This window comes from Pseudomonas sp. W2I6, from assembly GCF_030815935.1.
GTDB lineage: Bacteria > Pseudomonadota > Gammaproteobacteria > Pseudomonadales > Pseudomonadaceae > Aquipseudomonas.
This window is the reverse complement of record NZ_JAUSXJ010000001.1, coordinates 322754-341697: the sequence shown is the minus strand read 5'-3', so window position 1 is coordinate 341697 and position 18944 is coordinate 322754. Positions and strand designations below refer to the sequence as shown.

The window sequence follows — 18944 nt, the reverse complement described above, 5'->3', positions numbered from 1 at the left end:
GAGCGTCCAGCGCTGCATTCCCACGCAGAGCGTGGGAACGATCACCTCTACCTCCGATTTAATTTTTACAAGACGCGCCTTTTTGGAGCACCGCACCATGACGCTTGCAGTCCAATTCACCCACGTTTCCCGTCAGTTCGGCGAAGTGAAAGCCGTTGACCGGGTTTCCATCGATATCCAGGACGGCGAGTTCTTTTCCATGCTCGGCCCTTCCGGCTCGGGCAAAACCACGTGCCTGCGCCTGATCGCCGGGTTCGAGCAACCCAGTGCCGGCTCCATCCGCATCCACGGTGAGGAAGCCGCCGGCTTGCCGCCGTATCAGCGCGACGTGAACACTGTGTTCCAGGATTACGCACTGTTCCCCCACATGAACGTGCGGGACAACGTGGCCTACGGCCTGAAAGTCAAAGGCGTGGGCAAGACCGAACGCCTCAACCGCGCCGAAGAAGCGCTGGGCATGGTCGCCCTCGGCGGTTACGGCGACCGCAAGCCGGTGCAACTCTCCGGCGGCCAGCGTCAACGTGTGGCCCTGGCCCGCGCACTGGTCAATCGTCCGCGCGTATTGCTGCTGGATGAGCCCCTCGGCGCTCTCGACCTGAAGCTGCGCGAACAGATGCAAAGCGAGCTGAAGAAACTGCAACGCCAACTTGGCATCACCTTCATCTTCGTCACCCACGACCAGACCGAAGCACTGTCGATGTCCGACCGTGTGGCCGTATTCAACAAGGGCCGCATCGAACAGGTCGACACCCCGCGCAACCTGTACATGAAGCCCGCCACCACCTTCGTCGCGGAATTCGTCGGCACCTCCAACGTGATTCGCGGCGAATTGGCGCAACGCTTGAGCGGTAACCCGCAGCCGTTCTCGATCCGCCCGGAACACGTGCGTTTCGCCGAAGGCCCGCTGGGCAGCGGCGAGGTGGAAGTCAGCGGCCTGCTGCATGACATTCAGTATCAGGGCAGCGCCACTCGCTACGAACTGAAACTGGAAAACGGCCAGGCCCTGAACATCAGTCAGGCCAACAACCAATGGCTGGACACCACCGCCGGGCATCAAGTCGGCCAGTCCATCACCGCGCGCTGGGCGCGGGAAGCCATGACGCCGTTGACCGACATCGCAGGCGAGGTGTGACATGAGCCTGGCCCTGTCCCAACCGCCGATGCGCAGGTTTTCCAACCTGCTGTACAAGAAGCCCAACCTGTACCTGTCGCTGCTGCTGGTACCGCCGCTGATCTGGTTCGGCGCGATCTATTTGGGTTCGCTGCTGACCTTGCTGTGGCAAGGCTTCTATACGTTCGATGACTTCACCATGGCGGTCACCCCGGACCTGACCCTGGCCAACTTTGCCGCGCTGTTCCAGCCGTCGAACTTCGACATCATCGTGCGCACCTTGAGCATGGCGGTGGTGGTGTCCATCGCCAGTGCCATCGTCGCGTTCCCGATCGCCTACTACATGGCGCGCTACACCACCGGCAAGACCAAGGCGTTTTTCTACATCGCGGTGATGATGCCGATGTGGGCCAGCTACATCGTCAAGGCCTACGCCTGGACCCTGCTGCTGGCCAAGGGCGGCGTGGCGCAGTGGTTCGTGCAGCACCTGGGCCTGGAGCCGGCGCTGCAATTCATCATGGGCATTCCCGGCGTGGGCGGCAGCACCTTGAGCACCTCGCACCTGGGGCGGTTCATGGTGTTTGTGTACATCTGGCTGCCGTTCATGATTCTGCCGATCCAGGCCTCGCTGGAGCGTTTGCCGCCATCGTTGCTGCAGGCCTCGGCAGACCTCGGCGCCAAGCCGCGCCAGACCTTCATGCAGGTGATTCTGCCGCTGTCGGTGCCGGGGATCGCGGCGGGTTCGATCTTTACGTTCTCGCTGACCCTGGGCGACTTCATCGTGCCGCAACTGGTGGGCCCGCCGGGTTACTTCGTCGGCGGCATGGTGTACGCGCAACAAGGCGCTATCGGCAACATGCCCATGGCCGCGGCGTTCACTCTGGTGCCGATCGTGCTGATCGCGGTTTACCTGTCCATCGTCAAACGTCTGGGGGCCTTCGATGCACTCTGAAAAAGCCTCACTCAGTCTAAAAATCGCGGCCTGGGGCGGGTTGGTTTTCCTGCACTTCCCGATCCTGATCATCTTCCTCTACGCCTTCAACACCGAAGAGGCGGCGTTCAGCTTTCCACCCCAGGGCTTCACCCTGAAGTGGTTCAGCGTGGCCTTCTCGCGGCCGGACGTATTGGAAGCGATCAAGCTGTCGCTGCAAATCGCGGCCATCGCCACGCTGATTGCGATGGTGCTCGGCACCCTGGCCTCGGCGGCGTTGTATCGCCGGGAGTTCTTCGGCAAGCAAGGCATCTCGCTGATGCTGATCCTGCCGATTGCACTGCCGGGGATCATCACCGGTATCGCGTTGCTGGCGACCTTCAAGACCCTGGGGATTGAGCCGGGGATGTTCACCATCATCGTCGGCCACGCGACCTTCTGCGTGGTGATCGTCTACAACAACGTGATCGCCCGTTTGCGCCGCACTTCCCACAGCCTGATCGAAGCCTCGATGGACCTCGGCGCCGACGGCTGGCAGACCTTCCGCTACATCATCATGCCCAACCTCGGCTCGGCGTTGCTGGCCGGCGGCATGCTGGCGTTCGCGCTGTCGTTCGACGAAATCATCGTCACCACCTTCACCGCCGGCCACGAGCGCACCTTGCCGCTGTGGCTGCTCAACCAGTTGAGCCGGCCACGGGATGTGCCGGTGACCAACGTGGTGGCGATGCTGGTGATGATCGTGACGATGTTCCCGATCCTGGGTGCCTATTACCTGACCCGCGGCGGCGAAAGCGTGGCCGGTAGTGGCGGTAAATAACTGACAACACATTGCCACTGAAGGAATGAGGTTCAAATGTGGGAGCGGGCTTGCTCGCGAAAGCGGTGTATCAGTCAGGTGATGTATCAACTGAAAGACCGTATTCGCGAGCAAGCCCGCTCCCACACTTGAACCGGTTTCGGCAGGGGAAACGATGCAGCTTTAAGAGGACTGAACCATGCAAACCAAACTGCTGATCAACGGCCATCTGGTCGAAGGCGAAGGCCCGGCGCAGCCGGTGTTCAACCCGGCGTTGGGTCGGGTACTGGTGGAAATCAAGGAAGCCAGCGAAGCCCAGGTCGACGCCGCCGTGCGTGCTGCCGACAGCGCTTTTGAAGGCTGGTCGCAAACGCCACCGAAGGATCGCTCGCTGCTGCTGCTCAAACTCGCCGACGCCATCGAAGCCCACGGCGCAGAGCTGGCAAAGCTTGAGTCGGACAACTGCGGCAAACCCTACAGCGCCGCGCTGAACGACGAGATCCCGGCGGTGGCCGATGTGTTCCGCTTCTTCGCCGGCGCCAGCCGCTGCATGAGCGGTTCGGCCGGCGGCGAGTACCTGCCGGGCCACACCTCGATGATCCGCCGTGACCCGGTGGGCGTAATTGCCTCCATCGCGCCGTGGAACTACCCGCTGATGATGGTCGCCTGGAAAATCGCCCCGGCCCTGGCCGCCGGTAATACCGTGGTGCTCAAGCCTTCGGAACAAACCCCGCTGACCGCGCTGCGCCTGGTGGAACTGGCCGCTGAAATTTTCCCGGCCGGTGTACTCAACCTGGTGTTTGGCCGTGGGCCAACCGTGGGCAGCCCGCTGGTGAATCACCCGAAAGTGCGCATGGTGTCGCTGACGGGTTCGATTGCCACTGGGGCCAATATCATTTCCAGCACTGCCGACAGCGTCAAACGCATGCACATGGAACTGGGCGGCAAGGCGCCGGTGATCATCTTCAACGACGCCGATATCGACGCGGCGGTGGAAGGCATTCGCACCTTCGGCTTCTACAACGCCGGGCAGGATTGCACCGCTGCGTGCCGGATTTATGCACAGGCCGATATCTACGACGCGTTCGTCGAAAAGCTCGGCGCGGCGGTTGCCAGCATCAAATACGGTTTGCAGGATGACCCGGCCACCGAGCTGGGCCCGCTGATCACCGCACAGCACCGTGACCGTGTGGCCGGGTTTGTGGAGCGTGCCGTGGCGCAATCCCATATCCGCCTGATCACGGGTGGCAAGGCGGTGGAAGGCAACGGGTTCTTCTTTGAGCCGACCGTATTGGCCGACGCGCAGCAGGACGATGAAATCGTGCGCCGCGAAGTGTTCGGGCCGGTGGTGTCGGTAACCAAATTCAACGACGAGGCCCAGGTATTGGCCTGGGCCAACGATTCGGACTACGGCCTGGCCTCTTCCGTGTGGACCGCCGATGTCGGCCGCGCCCATCGCCTGGCTGCACGGTTGCAGTACGGCTGCACCTGGGTGAACACCCACTTCATGCTGGTCAGCGAAATGCCCCATGGCGGTCAGAAACTGTCCGGCTACGGCAAGGACATGTCCATGTACGGCCTGGAGGACTACACCACCGTTCGCCATGTGATGTTCAAGCACTGACCCTTTACCCCTGTCGAAGCAAGCTCCCTCGCCACAACAGCCGGCTCCTGCAGGGATCTCATAACAATAAATAATTCGCAGGTTCCCATGGACATCACCCGCCGCGACTTCCTCAACGGCGTCGCTATCACGATTGCCGCCGGTATGACCCCGCTGCAAATCCTCCAGGCCGCTCCCGATGGGCGCTACTACCCGCCCGCCCTCACCGGCTTGCGCGGCAGCCATGTCGGCTCATTCGAAGTTGCCCACCAGATGGGCTGGGAAAAGAAGGCCTTCGACACCGATAAACTGCCGATCACCGAAGACTACGACCTGGTGGTGGTCGGCGGTGGCTTGAGCGGTTTGTCGGCGGCGTGGTTCTACCGTGAGAAGCACCCGAAGGCGAAGATCCTGATCCTGGAGAACCACGACGACTTCGGCGGCCATGCCAAGCGCAATGAGTTCCAGGCCGGTGGCCGGCTGATCATCGGCTACGGCGGCAGCGAAGCGTTCCAGTCACCGAATCATCTTTACAGCAAGGAAGTAAACGGGCTGTTGAAAAAACTCGGGGTGAACATCAAGCGCTTCGAGACCGCCTTCGACCGCCAGTTCTACCCGGGCATGGGTTTGTCCCGTGGGGTGTTCTTCGACAAGGAAAACTTTGGCGAAGACAAACTGGTGACCGGCGACCCGACGCCGATGGTCGCCGACGACATCGCCCCGGACCAGTTGCATGCGCGCTCCATCAGCGACTTCATCAATGATTTCCCGCTGCCGGAAACCGACCGTCAGGCGCTGATTGCCTTGCACGTCGCGCCCAAGGATTACCTGCCGGGCAAGACTGCCGAGGAAAAGGCCGAGTACCTCGCGACCACCAGCTACCGCGATTTCCTGCTCAAGAACGTAGGACTCTCGGAAGGCGCGGTGAAGTACTTCCAAAGCCGCACCAACGACTTCATGGCCTTGAGTATCGACGCGGTGGCGTCGGCTGATGCCTATAGCGTGGGTTTCCCTGGCTTCGGCGGAATGAACCTGGCACCGATCAGCGAAGAAGCCGCCGCAGAAATGGAAGAACCCTACATCTACCACTTCCCCGACGGCAACGCCTCGCTGGCACGCTTGCTGGTGCGCAGCCTGATTCCGGCAGTGGCACCGGGGCACACCATGGATGACATCGTGCTGGCGCCGTTTGACTACGCCAGGCTTGATCAGCCCAGGACGCCGGTGCGGGTGCGTTTGAACAGCACTGCGGTCAGTGTGCGTAACGTCGGTGACGGTGTGCACATCGGCTACAGCCGTGGCGGCCAACTCGCACAGGTACGCGGCAAACGCTGCATCCTGGCCTGCTACAACATGATGATCCCGTACCTGCTGCGGGACCTGCCGGCAGAACAAGCCCAGGCCCTGAGCCAGAACGTGAAGTACCCGCTGGTCTACACCAAAGTGGTGGTACGCAACTGGACGTCGTTCCAGAAGCTGGGGGTGCACGAGATTTATGCAGCGACCCAGCCTTACAGCCGGATCAAGCTGGATTACCCGGTGAGCATGGGCGGCTACGAGCACCCGCGCGACCCGACGCAGCCGATTGGTTTGCACATGGTCTACGTGCCCACCAGCCCCAACAGCGGCATGAACGGCCGCGACCAGGCCCGCGCCGGGCGGGGCAAGTTGTATGGGCAGACATTTGAACAACTGGAAGCGCAACTGCGGGATCAGCTGCAGCGCATGCTCGGCCCGGGCGGTTTCAACCACCAGACCGACATTCTGGCGATCACTGTCAACCGTTGGTCACACGGCTATGCGACCTTCTCCAACAGCTTGTTTGACGATGCCGATGAAAGCGAAAAACTGAAGGACCTGGCGCGCCAGCCGGTGGGACATGTGAGCATCGCCAACTCGGATGCGGCGTGGAGTGCGTATGCCCATGCGGCGATTGATGAGGCATATCGAGCGGTAGGCGAAGTGGGCTGATCCCGGCATTCCTGAAGGAAGAGATTATTGTGGCGAGGGAGCTTGCTCCCGCTGGGCTGCGCAGCAGCCCCAAACCAGGCGATCGAGATATCCCTGAAGGATCTCCATCGCCTGAGCTGGGGTCGCTTCGCGACCCAACGGGAGCAAGCTCCCTCACCACACGGTTTCCACAGAAACGTCTTGTTTCATATGCAGCGCCATCAACCCGCCATCAATCATTTTTCCTTGCGCACCGAACCGCTTAAGCTATTTGGTATCTGTTTAATGTCCGTTGCGTTTGGCCGAAGGCATGTCCGAACCGTTTTCCTTGATCCAGCACGTGCCAGGAACGGCGCGGGATTGTTCACGACAGGTTGTATTTATGCACCGCAGGAATTTGCTCAAAGCGTCCATGGCCATCGCGGCTTACACCGGTCTGTCGGCCAGTGGCCTGCTGGCCGCCCAGGCCTGGGCGGGCAACCGCGCCGCTGATGGCGAGGCCCAGGCCTTCGATTTCGAGGCCCTGAAGATCCAGGCCAAGCAGTTGGCAAGCAATCGCTACCAGGACACCAAGCAGGTATTGCCGCCGACCCTGGCGACCATGACCCCGCAGAATTTCAACGCCATCGGCTACGACGGCAAGCATTCGCTGTGGAAAGAATTGAACGGCCAACTGGACGTGCAGTTCTTCCACGTCGGCATGGGTTTCAAGACGCCGGTGCGCATGTACAGCGTCGACCCGAAAACCCGCCAGGCCCGCGAGGTGCACTTCCGCCCTTCGCTGTTCAACTATGAAAAAACCACGGTAGACACCAAGCAGCTGACCGGCGACCTGGGTTTCTCCGGCTTCAAGCTGTTCAAGGCCCCGGAACTGGACCGCCACGACGTGCTGTCCTTCCTCGGCGCCAGCTACTTCCGTGCGGTGGATTCCACCGGCCAGTACGGCCTTTCCGCACGCGGCCTGGCCATCGACACCTACGCGAAAAAGCGCGAGGAATTCCCGGACTTCACCAAGTTCTGGTTCGAAACCCCGGACAAGGACAGCACCCGCTTCGTGGTCTACGCCCTGCTGGATTCGCCGAGCGCCACTGGTGCCTATCGCTTCGATATCGACTGCCAGGCCAACCAGGTGGTAATGGCCATCGACGCCCATATCAATGCGCGTACCGCCATCGAGCAACTGGGCATCGCACCGATGACCAGCATGTTCAGCTGCGGCACCGTTGAGCGGCGGATGTGCGACACCATTCACCCGCAAATCCACGACTCGGATCGCCTGGCCATGTGGCGCGGTAATGGCGAGTGGATCTGCCGCCCGCTGAACAACCCGGCTACCCTGCAATTCAACGCGTTTGCCGACACCGACCCGAAAGGCTTCGGCCTGGTGCAGACCGATCATGAGTTCGCCAGCTATCAGGACACGGTGGACTGGTACAGCAAACGCCCAAGCCTGTGGGTAGAACCTACAACCGCGTGGGGCGAAGGCTCTATCGATCTGCTGGAAATTCCTACAACCGGCGAGACCCTGGACAACATCGTGGCCTTCTGGACCCCGAAGAAGCCCGTCGCTGCCGGCGAATCCCTGAATTACGGCTACAAGCTCTACTGGAGCGCCCTGCCGCCGGTCAGCACGCCACTGGCGCAGGTCAATGCCACCCGTTCGGGCATGGGCGGTTTCACCGAAGGTTGGGCGCCGGGCGAGCACTACCCCGAAGTCTGGGCGCGGCGCTTTGCCGTGGACTTCAACGGCGGCGGGCTGGATCGTTTGCCTGAAGGCACCGGGATCGAGCCGGTGGTGACCTGCTCCCATGGTGAGGTCAAAGACTTCAGCGTGTTGGTACTGGATGCCATCAAGGGCTATCGAATTCTGTTTGACTGGTACCCGACCAGCGACAGCGTCGAGCCGGTTGAACTGCGGCTGTTCATCCGCACCCAGGACCGCACTTTGAGCGAAACCTGGCTGTACCAATACTTCCCACCTGCACCAGACAAGCGCAAGTACACCTGATACCGAACGTTCCCACGCTTGCGTGGGAACGCCCCTTCGGGATCTCAGAACCGCGAAATACTCTTCATCGCCCCAATCAAGTACCGCATCGCCACCTGATCATTCTCGGTCAGGGCGCGGTACTGTTCCAGCAATTGCTCTTCGTCCGAACTCAGGCGCCGGCTGCGCAGCGACATCCTGCGGGCCAGAAAAGACGACAACACCCCCGCTACACCATAAGACTTGGCCATGGACTGTCTCCTCGTATCAATCAACTGCTCCTGGTTGCCCATAACCCCATCCCGCGATGCGACCTGCGAGGATCAACAAGCCGATTTCCTGGGCCAGAAATCATGCTTACCTTAAGCGTAGAAACTATCTTGCAGGGCGTGGGACTTTTTTAGAGTAATCACTTAAAAAAACGCTTGCAGGGCAATGACCTACAGCGTTATCCCACAAGCGGCCGGTACAGGTGGATGTCGTGCGGCTCCTGTTGAAACAGCTCGGGATCCGGCTGCTTGAGCAACCGGCAGCCGAGCCGCAGATAGAACTCCACCGTATTGCGCGATTCCGTGGCCGATATGTACAACGCCTCGGCCCCGGCTGCGCGGGCGTGTTCACAGGCCAGGGCAAACAGCTGGCCACCCAGGCCCAGGCCACGGGCCCCATGGCTCACATGCAGGAATTTGAGCTGGCGCATACGCAGGCCCTGGTTGAGGATAACCCGGTTGTCCACTACCACGGCCGCCAGCAGCTTTGCATCGTCAAACACACCGTGCAGCCACCCGCCGCGCTTCAGGCACGCCTGCAAGGCCACGGCATCCTGCTCCGCTTCGCCTTCGGGCCAGCCGCGCATGTCGTGGTGCTCGGGGTACAGCAGCAACTCCCCGTGCTCCACGCGATAGCACGCCTCGATCCGTTCGGTACGGTCAATCAGCGCCAGCAACGGCAGGTCCTTTTCGGTCAGGTCACGCTTGATCAACATGCTGTGCTTCCAAGGGTTGATGGTGAACAAGGTTGAAGCCTTCCGCAGGTGTCGGTGCTTCGAAATAGCCGGTGATCAAGTCGAACTGGGCGTCACTGGTTTCGAACGCGTGGGTACCCGCCGCGTTGCGCGCACGCAGGCGTGCCTTGCAGACCTCGTCCGGTACGTCCAGGTAATGCAATTGGTGGTCAGCGCCTGCGCCTTCGAACAGTGAGCGCATCCAGCGGCGACTGGACAGGGTGTTGGCGGGAAAATCCAGCACCACCGAGACGCCGGCCTTGAGCAACGCGATGATATGCGCCGTCAACGCATCACGCAGGTGGCCGGGTGCAGCGCACGTAGTCGCCCAGGGCGTGAATTTGTCCGGGATAGAGGCGTGACAGCCACTCATCCTCACTGATCAGGATCGCCTGGGAGCCCTGCGACAACTGTTGGGCCAGGGTCGATTTACCGGCTGCGATTTTGCCGCAGATCAGGTGCAACATGAGCTTCTCCTTGTGTCGCAGGGCTTGGCCGGTGATCGGCGGGCAATAAAAAACCCGCCGGATCAAGGGCGGGTTTTTCATGCTTTTCCAGCACGCGTCAGCCCACCCTCTCCTGGAGGGTGGGAATAATCGAGGCGTTCAGTAATAGAGTCATAGTTTCGACATTAGCTTCAGGCGTTTTCCTACGCAAGGTTAATCCCGCAAATCCGACTCATGAATCGGCTGGTCTCGATGCGTAGCCCGCTGATACTGGGCCGGCCAGGTGGCTTTGCGCCCGCCCAGGTCATCGTCGGCATGCAGTGGCCAGTACGGGTCACGCAACAGTTCACGGGCGAGGAAAATGATATCGGCCTGGCAGGTGCGCAGGATGTGCTCGGCCTGGGCGGGCTCGGTAATCATGCCCACGGTGCCGGTGGCGATTCCCGACTCTTTGCGCACACGCTCGGCAAAGCGGGTCTGGTAGCCGGGCCCGGTAGGAATTTCCGCATTGGCCGCGGTGCCACCCGAGGAGACGTCGATCAGGTCGACGCCCAGGTCTTTCAGGCGGCGCGCCAGTTCGACGGTTTCATCCGGGTTCCAGCCGTCCTCGACCCAATCGGTGGCCGAGACCCGTACAAACAGCGGCAGCTCTTGCGGCCAGGCCTCACGCACCGCCGTGGTCACTTGCAGCACCAGGCGGATGCGGTTTTCGAACGAGCCGCCGTACTGGTCCTGGCGCTGGTTGCTCAGGGGCGAAAGAAATTGATGCAACAGGTAGCCATGGGCGGCATGGATTTCCGCCACTTTGAAACCGGCGGTCAACGCGCGCTTGGCGGCAGCGACGAAGTCAGCGATCACTTGCTGGATCTGCCCTTCATCGAGTTGCTTGGGGGAAGTGTGCTGCGGATCGAAGGCAATCGGCGAGGGGCCCACCGGCACCCAGCCGCCATCTTCCGGCTTGACGCTGCCGTGCTTGCCGATCCATGGCCGGTGCGTGCTGGCTTTGCGCCCGGCGTGGGCCAGTTGAATGCCCGCCACCGCGCCCTGGGCATTGATAAAGCGCGTGATGCGTTGCAGCGGTTCGATCTGTTCGTCGTTCCACAGGCCCAGGTCCTGGGCGGTGATGCGGCCATCGGCAGTCACGGCGGTGGCTTCGGTAAAGATCAGCCCGGCGCCACCGACGGCACGGCTGCCGAGGTGCACCAGGTGCCAGTCATTGGCCAGGCCATCGACGCTGGAATACTGGCACATCGGCGAAACGGCGATGCGGTTGAGCAGGGTCAGTTGGCGCAGGGTATAGGGTTCAAGCAGCAGACTCATGGGGCACCTCTTTTATGCAGTGGGCAGGCTCCAGGGTTCTGTTTGAAAGGTCGACGAAAAACCCGTCCCCGGCGGGCTGAAATAAGACAAGGTCACAAGACCGATCACACAGTGCTTAGAGACTAGTCGACAACAGAGGATTGCACAGGGTTCAGCGCGGCTCGATATGCGCGATCATCAGTTGCACGGTTTCCTGGCCACGGAACTCGTTCACGTCGAGCTTGTAGGCCAGTTCCACCCAACGAATGGTGGGGTTGGGCCAGATCTCACGGTCGATGCCGAAAGCAATGCCATCGAGCTTCACCGATCCACACTCGCTCTTGAGCACCACCTTCAGATGGCGCTCGCCGACGACGCGCTGCTCCACCAGTTGGAACACCCCGTGAAACAACGGCTCTGGGAAATGCTGGCCCCACGGCCCGGCGTTGCGCAGGGCGCGGGCCAGTTCCAGGTGAAACTCTTCAACCGCCAGGGTGCCGTCGGACAGCAGCCGGCCCGTCAGGTCTTCTTCGCGCAGTTGCCGACGCACTTCGGCGTCAAAGGCCTCGGCGAACAGTGGGAAGTTGGCCTCGGGCAAGGTAAGACCTGCCGCCATGGCGTGGCCGCCGTACTTGGCGATCAGCGTTGGGTGCTGGCTGGCCACCACGGCCAGCGCGTCACGGATATGAAAACCCGGCACGGAGCGTCCGGAGCCCTTGAGCAGGCCGTCACCGGCGTCGGCAAAGGCGATGGTCGGGCGGAAGTAACGCTCTTTCATGCGCGAGGCAAGGATGCCGATCACGCCCTGGTGCCATTCCGGGTCGAACAGGCACAAGCCATACGGCATCGACTCCACCGGCAAGTCCTTGAGCTGGGCCAGGGCCTCGCGCTGCATGCCTTGTTCGATGGACTTGCGGTCCTGGTTCATGCCGTCCAGTTGCGCGGCCATTTCCCGGGCGGCGGCGAAATCCGAGGTGAGCAGGCACTCGATACCCAGGCTCATGTCATCCAGGCGCCCGGCGGCGTTCAGGCGCGGGCCGAGGATAAAACCAAGGTCGGTGGAGGTGATGCGGGCGTGATCGCGCTTGGCTACTTCGAGGATCGCCTTGATCCCCGGCCGGGCACGACCGGCGCGAATGCGTTCCAGGCCCTGGTAGACCAGGATGCGATTGTTGGCGTCCAGCGGGACCACGTCGGCCACGCTGCCCAGGGCCACCAGGTCCAGCAGTTCGCCGATATTCGGCTGCGGCTTGTTCTCGTACCAACCCAAACTGCGCAAGCGCGCACGCAGGGCCATCAGCACGTAGAAGATCACGCCCACACCCGCCAGGGCCTTGCTGGGGAATTCACAGCCCGGCTGGTTCGGGTTGACGATGGCGTCGGCTGCGGGCAGTTCGTCGCCCGGCAAGTGGTGGTCGGTAACCAGCACCTTGAGCCCCGCCGCTTTTGCGGCCGCCACACCTTCGACGCTGGAGATACCGTTGTCCACGGTGATCAGCAGCTGTGGCTGGCGCTGCAGGGCCACGGCGACGATTTCCGGGGTCAGGCCGTAGCCGTATTCGAAACGGTTGGGCACCAGGTAGTCGACATGGGCAGCACCCAACAAGCGCAGGCCCAGGGTGCCCACGGTGCTGGCGGTGGCGCCGTCGGCGTCGAAGTCACCCACGATCAGGATCCGCTGGCGCTGCTCCAGGGCCGTCATCAGCAAGTCCACCGCGGCATCGATGCCCTTGAGCTGCTGATACGGGATCAGCCGCGCCAGGCTTTTATCCAGCTCGGCTTCCGATTGCACCCCGCGTGCGGCGTAGAGACGGGTCAACAACGGTGGCAATTCACCGAGGAATGGCAGGACGGCGGGCAACGGGCGAGGATCGATACGCATGGGGTGACGGAAACTTCTCTTTAATGTTGAAAATTAGCGGTGATCCCTTGTAGGAGCTGTCGAGCCCCAGCGAGGCTGCGATGGGATCACCTCGGTGTACCTGTCAGACCGCAGCGCCTGCATCGCAGCCTCGCTGAAGCTCGACAGCTCCCACACTCGACCAGCGTCCAATCAGTTATCGACGTTTCAGCCGCGCTCGCCAGCCAGCCATTCCAGCTGGACTTCGTGCTGGCCACGGTCATCGGTCACGAAGATCGTGCCTTCGCTGATCATCACGTCCCACTTGATCACTCGTGGCATGTCCTTGGCCAGGACTTCCAGGATTTCCTGGGGGACGGCGGCGATGCTCACGTTTTTCAGGTTCTTCGCCACCGGCACCACTTTGCCTTCCCAGACGCGCAAGCTGCCGTAGGCCAGCAAGGTCGTGCGTTCGGTACGGCGGGAACACCAGGTCAGGCGGTCCGCGTCCGGCTGGCCGACTTCGATCCAGTGCAGGACGCGATCATCCAGGCTCTTTTCCCACAGCGCCGGCTCGTCTACATCTGACAGGCCACGACCGAAAGACAGCTGCTCGTTGTAGAAAAGCGCGTAGGCCAGCAAACGCACGGTCATGCGCTCTTCGGTTTCCGAAGGGTGGCGGGCGATGGTCTGCTTGACGCTCTCGTACACCGAACGGTCAAGGTCGGTGAGGTTGAGTTCAAACTTGTAGGTCGTGGACGGCTGGGCCATGAACGGACTTCTAGAGACAGGGAAAGGCGGCAAGTCTAACCGATGGCGAGGTGATTCAACGAATACTGCGCTGCATCATCCTTATCACTGCGCCACTCGCCTATGTTAAAAGGCTCACATCCCTGCCCTGCCCGAAAGGTTCCTCATGTCGTTTACCGCCAAACCACTTGCCGGCCTGAAAGTCATCGAACTCGGCACCTTGATCGCCGGCCCGTTTGCGTCGCGCATCTGCGCCGAGTTCGGCGCCGAGGTGATCAAGGTCGAATCCCCGGATGGCGGCGACCCGCTGCGCAAGTGGCGCAAGCTGTATGAAGGCACCTCGCTGTGGTGGTTTGTGCAGGCGCGCAACAAGAAATCCCTGACCCTGAACCTGACACACCCGGACGGCCTGGCGATCCTCAAGCAACTGTTGGCGGATGCCGACATTTTGATCGAGAACTTTCGCCCTGGCGTGCTGGAAAAGCTCGGCCTGAGCTGGGAAACCTTGCACGCCCTGAACCCGAAACTGGTGATGGTGCGCCTCTCGGGCTTTGGCCAGACCGGGCCGATGAAGGACCAGCCTGGGTTTGGCGCGGTGGGCGAATCCATGGGGGGCCTGCGTTACATCACCGGTTTCGAGGACCGCCCGCCGGTGCGCACCGGGATTTCCATCGGGGACTCGATCGCGGCGTTGTGGGCCGTGATCGGGGCGCTGATGGCCCTGCGTCATCGTGAAGTGAATGGCGGGCTCGGCCAGGTGGTGGATGTGGCGCTGTATGAGGCGATCTTCGCGATGATGGAGAGCATGATCCCGGAGTTCGACGTGTTCGGCTTTATCCGCGAGCGCACCGGCAACATCATGCCCGGCATCACGCCCTCCTCGATCCACACCAGCAAAGATGGCAAGCATGTGCAGATCGGCGCCAATGGCGACGCGATCTTCAAGCGCTTCATGTCAGCCATTGGTCGCGACGACCTGGCCAACGACCCGGCACTGGCCAGCAACGATGGCCGCGACAGCCGGCGCGATGAGTTGTACGGGGTGATTGATCGCTGGGTCAACTCGCTGCCGCTTGAGCAAGTGGTGGAACAGTTGAACAAGGCCGAAGTGCCCGCCAGCCGTATCTACAGCGCGCAAGACATGCTGGGAGACCCGCAATTTCTTGCCCGCGAGATGTTCCTCAAGGCGCAGCTCCCGGGCGGCAAGGACTTCAAGATGCCCGGCATCGTGCCCAAACTGTCGGACACACCGGGCAGCTGTGAGTGGGTCGGACCGCAGCTGGGCGAGCACAACAGCGTGGTGCTCGCTGAATTGGGCTACGATGCGGCCGCCGTTACTCGCCTGCGTGAGAACGGCGCGATCTGATGGGCCGGCGCTTCATCATTCGACTCTGCCTCCTGGGTTCACTGCTCGGGACTTGGCCACTGTCGAGCCAGGCCCAGGAAACCCTGACCTGGCTGTTGCGTGACCTGCCGCCAGTGACGATTTTCGAAGGCCCGCAAAAAGGCCAGGGCGCCCTCGACCAACTGCTGCCGATACTCGCCGAACACATGCCGGAGTATCGACATCAGATCCTCCACGTGAACCGCGCGCGCGGCATGCAGATGCTCCGCGACCCCGGCACGCTTACCTGCGACCCGTCCCTGCTGTGGACGGCGGAGCGCGCTAAAACCATCGTGTTTTCCGCCCAGGCCTTCGCGGCCGTGAGCAACGGGGTGACGATCCGCCAGGGTCAGCGGGCGCTGCTGGCGCCGTTTGTGGTGGATGGACTGTTCGACCTGGAGGCATTTTTGAATGCACGGGATGCGCGCCTTGGCATCATCGCCGAACGCAGCTACGGCGCCATCATCGATGAAGCGCTGAAGCACACCAGTGCTCACAAACTGGCGCCGCATTACGGCAATGACGCCCTCGGCAGCCTGCTGCAGATGCAACGAAAGGGGCGGCTGGAAGCGGTGCTGGGTTACTGGACAGAAGTGCGCTACCAGGCGCTGCAACAAGGCATTGATCCACAGGAGCTGATCTTCTACCCCATCAAAGGCACCCCGCCCTATCAACTGACCCGGATTGCCTGCACGGATAACGCCTCAGGCCGCACGGCTATCGAGCGGATCAATCAGGTGCTGCGCGAGATCCCGCAGGAGCAACTGCGACAGTCCTACGCCTCATGGCTCGACCCGGTCATGTGTGAGCAATACCTGCAAGACCACCCGACGTTTTTTCAGGATGCCCCGAGCCCATGACAAATCGCAGGCAAAAAGAAACCCCGAGCAGTGGGGAGACAACTCGGGGTTAATAAGGGCCTAAAAAGACCAGTAACAACGAGCCACAAGCACCGGAGCACAATGCTTGATCTCGCTGTTACAAAATCTGACTCACCTTGCCGTAGGAAGGTTCCCAACAAAAATAAATCTTCATGCGCAGGCGATCGGCCGAGTCAGGGCCGCATTACGCAGGGCCGCCATGACCGAGGGTTCCAGGCGTCCTTCGGCAATCATCAAGTCGCGGTGCAAACAGTCCACCACATCCACCAATGCACGCTTGTCGGTCAATTGTGCCTGGTCGACTTCTCGTTCGACCACGATGGCACCGGCCGGATTCTTTACGGTCACCAGGCATTCGCCCTGCACACCCGAGGTGGTCAGCGTGACCTGATAAGGGCTCAGTGCTTCACCGAGCAATAGGCTGATACTTTCCATCTCGATCACCACTCAATAGTTCGGAAACAATCGTGTAAACGGGAGCTGCATCTATCCTAAGTGACTATTTGCGTCGTAGGAAAGTTCGCTTTTTCGTCTTTCAAGGGTTGCCGGGGGATGACGTGTTCAGCATGCGCTTGCAACATGACAAGCAAAAAACGGCAGCACATAACTGCTTACTCAATGAGTTGCCGTTTTGGCGCTGATGCCGAGGGTGAATCCTATACTCGGTGAGTGCTGATCATGCCGGCACATCGATAAACAGCGCATACCAAGAGGCCCCGTTGCGAAGGACGAAGACCATGCTGGAACACGAAAAAGAGCAGGCAATACTAGAGAAGATTCACGCCGACATATCCAGAATTTATGCCGAGCAACGCAAGCTAAACGCAGAGTCCCACAAGATAACCCGAGAGAATTTCTGGTATCCCGTTGGTATCGCCATCGGCTTCTTCACGGCTGTCGGAACCGTAATGGCAGTGGCGCAGAAACTACTCGCCTAAACGATCGCTCCGGCCGGGCCTGCCAGAAACGAAAAACTCCGCTGCCCCACGGACGGGGACGCGGCGTTTTTTACGCCTTTGTAGAACCCACCTTCAGAGCCTCTCCTGCGTTAACAGGCTAGAATCCCCAAATTACCCTGGGAGCCTGTATTGAACGAAACGTCTGACAAGCCATTGCGCATCGTCCTCGCCGACGACCACCCGATTTTCCTCATCGGTCTGCGGGCGGTCCTGGAACGTGACGAGAGGCTAACCATCGTCGGTGAAGCCAACTCACCCCAGGCCCTTGGCGAACTGCTGCAACGTTGTGCCTGCGACATTCTGGTGACCGACTTCATGATGCCCGCCGAGCCCCAGGCCGACGGCTTGCGCCTGATCGAACAACTGCGCCGGCATCACCCGGGCCTGCCCATCGTGGTGGTGACCATGCTGAACAACGCCGGCCTGTTCCACGCCATCCTGGAGTTGGGTGTCATGGGCCTGCTGAGCAAGGCCAGTCTCGCAGACGAATTGCCTGAAGCAATCCGTCGGGTGCGCCAGCAGCGACGTTATGTGGCCCAGACCATCAGTCAGTCACTGAACCTGGCAGGCGTCGAGCGTGTGCACTCCCAGGATCAACTATCACCCCGTGAACTTGAAGTCATCCGCCTGCTGGCCGGCGGCCTGACGGTAGGCGAGATCGCCGCGAATCTTCATCGCAGCAAGCAAACCGTCAGTGCACAAAAGGTCAGCGCCATGCGCAAGCTGGGCCTGAGCAACGACGCCGCGCTGTTTATCTATGTGCAGGAACACGGGCTGGCCTAGCCTGAAACGCGATCCACTGCTTCAGCGCCTCGGCGTCCATGGGGCCGGCGATAAAGCAGCCTTGCAACCACGCAGCCCCCAGTTCACTTACCGCGTGATAGTCGGCGGCGCTTTCAACCCCGGTCACCACCACACCCACACCCAGTCGCCTCGCCATGCTCATGGCGCCGGCAACCACTGCCGCCTTGCGATCGTCCCTGGCCATGCCGCTGGCAAACGCCGGCGGGATCTTCAATTCGCTGAAGGGCAATTCCAGCAAGCGTTGCAGGCTGGTGCCGCCCACGCCGAAATCACCGATGGACAGCTTGCACCCCATCATCCGCAAACGCAGCAAGCCGGTGACGTGGGCGCTGTCGGTGTTCAGGCGCGAGGTTTCCACCAGTTCCAGAGTCAGGCCACGGGCGGGCACGCCGTGAAGTTGCAGCAAGCCTTGCAGCACTTGGGGAAAGTGCGGACGCTCCAGCATCCGCCCCGGGATATTCACCGCCACCGGCAGCACCTGCCCGGTTTCGCGCATGACGTGTGCCGCCTGGCCCAGCGCTTGTTCCAGCACGTGCCAGGTAAACGCCTCTTCCATTCCGGCAAACTCCAGCACCGGCAGAAACGCGTCAGGCAACAGCAACTCGCCGTCAGGAAGCTGCCAGCGGGCCAGCGCTTCGACACCTTGCAACACGCCCGCCTGGCTGACAATGGGCTGATACCAGACCGTGCCGCAGCGGGCGATAGCGACCTGGCTCAGATCCGCCGAAGGCGGCAACTGCTCGGACTCACTCAAGTCCAGCAACTGGCGCACCCGCTCCCAGGACACCACCGGCGGCCCGGGCCGCAAGCGTTCCCGGCACGCCTCGAGGACTTTCCCGATCAGCGTTGCCGACGCCGGTTTGGGCAGGCAGCCGAGCACGTTGAGCCCCAACTGTCGGGCCATGTGCGCCACGCCTTCCAGCACATCCGGCTCGGCGTTGCTCAGCAGGATCAACACCTGAGCCTGGCGGCGCTCGGCCATTTCCCGAATCAGCTCAAGGCCATCACCCTGCTCCAGGTACAGATCGCAAATCGCGATGTCCACCGCGCCCTTGCTCTCCAGTGACTGGCGAGCGGCGTCGACCGTTTCGGCCGTGCGTACATTGAATACGCCGTTGGCGTTGAGCATCTGATGCAGGGCCATCAGTTGGAACGGGTTATCTTCGAGGATCAGGACGTTGAGGGAGCGCATGAAAA

The 18944-nt window shown here is 61.4% G+C and carries 17 protein-coding genes and 1 pseudogene; 10 read left to right on the top strand and 8 right to left on the bottom strand.

What is annotated here, in order from left to right; genetic code table 11:
- Positions 1-97: 97 nt before the first annotated feature.
- The 6 genes from QF039_RS01620 (at position 98) to QF039_RS01595 (ending at position 8402) form a co-directional block, all read left to right on the top strand.
- Positions 98-1132 (top strand): ABC transporter ATP-binding protein, encoded by a 1035-nt coding sequence (locus tag QF039_RS01620; protein WP_003209551.1) that lies wholly within the window; start codon positions 98-100, stop codon positions 1130-1132.
- Between the two features lies 1 nt (position 1133).
- Positions 1134-2063 carry an ABC transporter permease gene (locus QF039_RS01615; protein ID WP_003209552.1) on the top strand — a complete coding sequence of 310 codons (930 nt, stop codon included), beginning with the start codon at positions 1134-1136 and terminating at the stop codon, positions 2061-2063.
- Entirely contained in the window at positions 2053-2862 is an 810-nt protein-coding gene (locus QF039_RS01610; RefSeq protein WP_003209553.1) for an ABC transporter permease, read from the top strand. Before QF039_RS01615 ends, QF039_RS01610 begins: the two co-directional genes overlap by 11 nt.
- Positions 2863-3040: 178 nt before the next feature.
- Positions 3041-4465 carry a gamma-aminobutyraldehyde dehydrogenase gene (locus QF039_RS01605; RefSeq protein ID WP_003209554.1) on the top strand — a complete coding sequence of 475 codons (1425 nt, stop codon included), beginning with the start codon at positions 3041-3043 and terminating at the stop codon, positions 4463-4465.
- Positions 4466-4552: 87 nt separating this feature from the next.
- Complete coding sequence (locus tag QF039_RS01600; protein ID WP_307516676.1) at positions 4553-6415, top strand: NAD(P)/FAD-dependent oxidoreductase; 1863 nt, start codon at positions 4553-4555, stop codon at positions 6413-6415.
- A gap of 361 nt (positions 6416-6776) precedes the next feature.
- The gene (locus tag QF039_RS01595; RefSeq protein WP_102368202.1) at positions 6777-8402 is read left to right on the top strand and encodes a glucan biosynthesis protein D; all 1626 of its coding nucleotides are present in this window, start codon (positions 6777-6779) and stop codon (positions 8400-8402) included.
- A gap of 44 nt (positions 8403-8446) precedes the next feature.
- Here the strand turns inward: QF039_RS01595 and QF039_RS01590 are convergent, their stop codons facing one another.
- The 6 genes and pseudogenes from QF039_RS01590 to QF039_RS01565 all read right to left on the bottom strand — a co-directional run bounded on the left by QF039_RS01590 (position 8447) and on the right by QF039_RS01565 (position 13740).
- Positions 8447-8632, bottom strand: coding sequence for a hypothetical protein (locus QF039_RS01590; RefSeq protein ID WP_307516673.1), 186 nt, complete (start codon positions 8630-8632; stop codon positions 8447-8449).
- A 197-nt stretch (positions 8633-8829) separates the two neighbouring features.
- On the bottom strand, positions 8830-9366 hold the full coding sequence (locus QF039_RS01585) for a GNAT family N-acetyltransferase (RefSeq protein ID WP_307516672.1): 537 nt from the start codon (positions 9364-9366) through the stop codon (positions 8830-8832).
- Positions 9350-9851: pseudogene (locus QF039_RS01580) on the bottom strand (AAA family ATPase). The gene QF039_RS01585 and the pseudogene QF039_RS01580 overlap by 17 nt, the downstream one beginning before the upstream one ends.
- A 192-nt stretch (positions 9852-10043) precedes the next feature.
- The gene (locus QF039_RS01575; protein WP_003209564.1) at positions 10044-11150 is read right to left on the bottom strand and encodes an NADH:flavin oxidoreductase/NADH oxidase; all 1107 of its coding nucleotides are present in this window, start codon (positions 11148-11150) and stop codon (positions 10044-10046) included.
- Between the two features lie 151 nt (positions 11151-11301).
- Positions 11302-13011 carry a single-stranded-DNA-specific exonuclease RecJ gene (gene recJ / locus QF039_RS01570; RefSeq protein ID WP_307516670.1) on the bottom strand — a complete coding sequence of 570 codons (1710 nt, stop codon included), beginning with the start codon at positions 13009-13011 and terminating at the stop codon, positions 11302-11304.
- 186 nt (positions 13012-13197) lie between these two features.
- A complete protein-coding gene (locus QF039_RS01565; RefSeq protein ID WP_003209567.1) occupies positions 13198-13740 on the bottom strand; it encodes a YaeQ family protein in 543 nt (180 codons plus the stop codon).
- A gap of 145 nt (positions 13741-13885) precedes the next feature.
- Between QF039_RS01565 and QF039_RS01560 the strand changes: the two genes are divergently transcribed.
- Both QF039_RS01560 and QF039_RS01555 read left to right on the top strand, forming a co-directional pair.
- Positions 13886-15085 carry a CaiB/BaiF CoA-transferase family protein gene (locus tag QF039_RS01560; RefSeq protein ID WP_307516668.1) on the top strand — a complete coding sequence of 400 codons (1200 nt, stop codon included), beginning with the start codon at positions 13886-13888 and terminating at the stop codon, positions 15083-15085.
- Positions 15085-15963 carry a TIGR02285 family protein gene (locus tag QF039_RS01555; RefSeq protein ID WP_307516666.1) on the top strand — a complete coding sequence of 293 codons (879 nt, stop codon included), beginning with the start codon at positions 15085-15087 and terminating at the stop codon, positions 15961-15963. The genes QF039_RS01560 and QF039_RS01555 overlap by 1 nt, the downstream gene beginning before the upstream one ends.
- A 171-nt stretch (positions 15964-16134) precedes the next feature.
- Here the strand turns inward: QF039_RS01555 and QF039_RS01550 are convergent, their stop codons facing one another.
- Entirely contained in the window at positions 16135-16419 is a 285-nt protein-coding gene (locus QF039_RS01550) for a DUF3509 domain-containing protein (RefSeq protein WP_003209570.1), read from the bottom strand.
- A 302-nt stretch (positions 16420-16721) separates the two neighbouring features.
- Here QF039_RS01550 and QF039_RS01545 point away from each other — a divergent pair, with 302 nt between their 5' ends.
- The gene (locus tag QF039_RS01545) at positions 16722-16922 is read left to right on the top strand and encodes a hypothetical protein (protein ID WP_003209572.1); all 201 of its coding nucleotides are present in this window, start codon (positions 16722-16724) and stop codon (positions 16920-16922) included.
- Between the two features lie 150 nt (positions 16923-17072).
- Complete coding sequence (locus QF039_RS01540) at positions 17073-17726, top strand: response regulator transcription factor (RefSeq protein WP_307516664.1); 654 nt, start codon at positions 17073-17075, stop codon at positions 17724-17726.
- Here QF039_RS01540 and QF039_RS01535 read toward each other — a convergent pair.
- Positions 17695-18939 (bottom strand): EAL domain-containing protein, encoded by a 1245-nt coding sequence (locus QF039_RS01535; RefSeq protein WP_134325814.1) that lies wholly within the window; start codon positions 18937-18939, stop codon positions 17695-17697. The genes QF039_RS01540 and QF039_RS01535 overlap by 32 nt on opposite strands.
- Positions 18940-18944 lie beyond the last annotated feature (5 nt).

Excerpts from the sequence above, each read along its gene's own strand:
- QF039_RS01620 (WP_003209551.1), top strand. The coding sequence starts at position 98 with ATGACGCTTGCAGTCCAATTCACCCACGTTTCCCGTCAGTTCGGCGAA.
- QF039_RS01615 (WP_003209552.1), top strand. The coding sequence starts at position 1,134 with ATGAGCCTGGCCCTGTCCCAACCGCCGATGCGCAGGTTTTCCAACCTG.
- QF039_RS01610 (WP_003209553.1), top strand. The coding sequence starts at position 2,053 with ATGCACTCTGAAAAAGCCTCACTCAGTCTAAAAATCGCGGCCTGGGGC.
- QF039_RS01605 (WP_003209554.1), top strand. The coding sequence starts at position 3,041 with ATGCAAACCAAACTGCTGATCAACGGCCATCTGGTCGAAGGCGAAGGC.
- QF039_RS01600 (WP_307516676.1), top strand. The coding sequence starts at position 4,553 with ATGGACATCACCCGCCGCGACTTCCTCAACGGCGTCGCTATCACGATT.
- QF039_RS01595 (WP_102368202.1), top strand. The coding sequence starts at position 6,777 with ATGCACCGCAGGAATTTGCTCAAAGCGTCCATGGCCATCGCGGCTTAC.
- QF039_RS01590 (WP_307516673.1), bottom strand. The coding sequence starts at position 8,632 with ATGGCCAAGTCTTATGGTGTAGCGGGGGTGTTGTCGTCTTTTCTGGCC.
- QF039_RS01585 (WP_307516672.1), bottom strand. The coding sequence starts at position 9,366 with ATGTTGATCAAGCGTGACCTGACCGAAAAGGACCTGCCGTTGCTGGCG.
- QF039_RS01575 (WP_003209564.1), bottom strand. The coding sequence starts at position 11,150 with ATGAGTCTGCTGCTTGAACCCTATACCCTGCGCCAACTGACCCTGCTC.
- recJ (WP_307516670.1), bottom strand. The coding sequence starts at position 13,011 with ATGCGTATCGATCCTCGCCCGTTGCCCGCCGTCCTGCCATTCCTCGGT.
- QF039_RS01565 (WP_003209567.1), bottom strand. The coding sequence starts at position 13,740 with ATGGCCCAGCCGTCCACGACCTACAAGTTTGAACTCAACCTCACCGAC.
- QF039_RS01560 (WP_307516668.1), top strand. The coding sequence starts at position 13,886 with ATGTCGTTTACCGCCAAACCACTTGCCGGCCTGAAAGTCATCGAACTC.
- QF039_RS01555 (WP_307516666.1), top strand. The coding sequence starts at position 15,085 with ATGGGCCGGCGCTTCATCATTCGACTCTGCCTCCTGGGTTCACTGCTC.
- QF039_RS01550 (WP_003209570.1), bottom strand. The coding sequence starts at position 16,419 with ATGGAAAGTATCAGCCTATTGCTCGGTGAAGCACTGAGCCCTTATCAG.
- QF039_RS01545 (WP_003209572.1), top strand. The coding sequence starts at position 16,722 with ATGCTGGAACACGAAAAAGAGCAGGCAATACTAGAGAAGATTCACGCC.
- QF039_RS01535 (WP_134325814.1), bottom strand. The coding sequence starts at position 18,939 with ATGCGCTCCCTCAACGTCCTGATCCTCGAAGATAACCCGTTCCAACTG.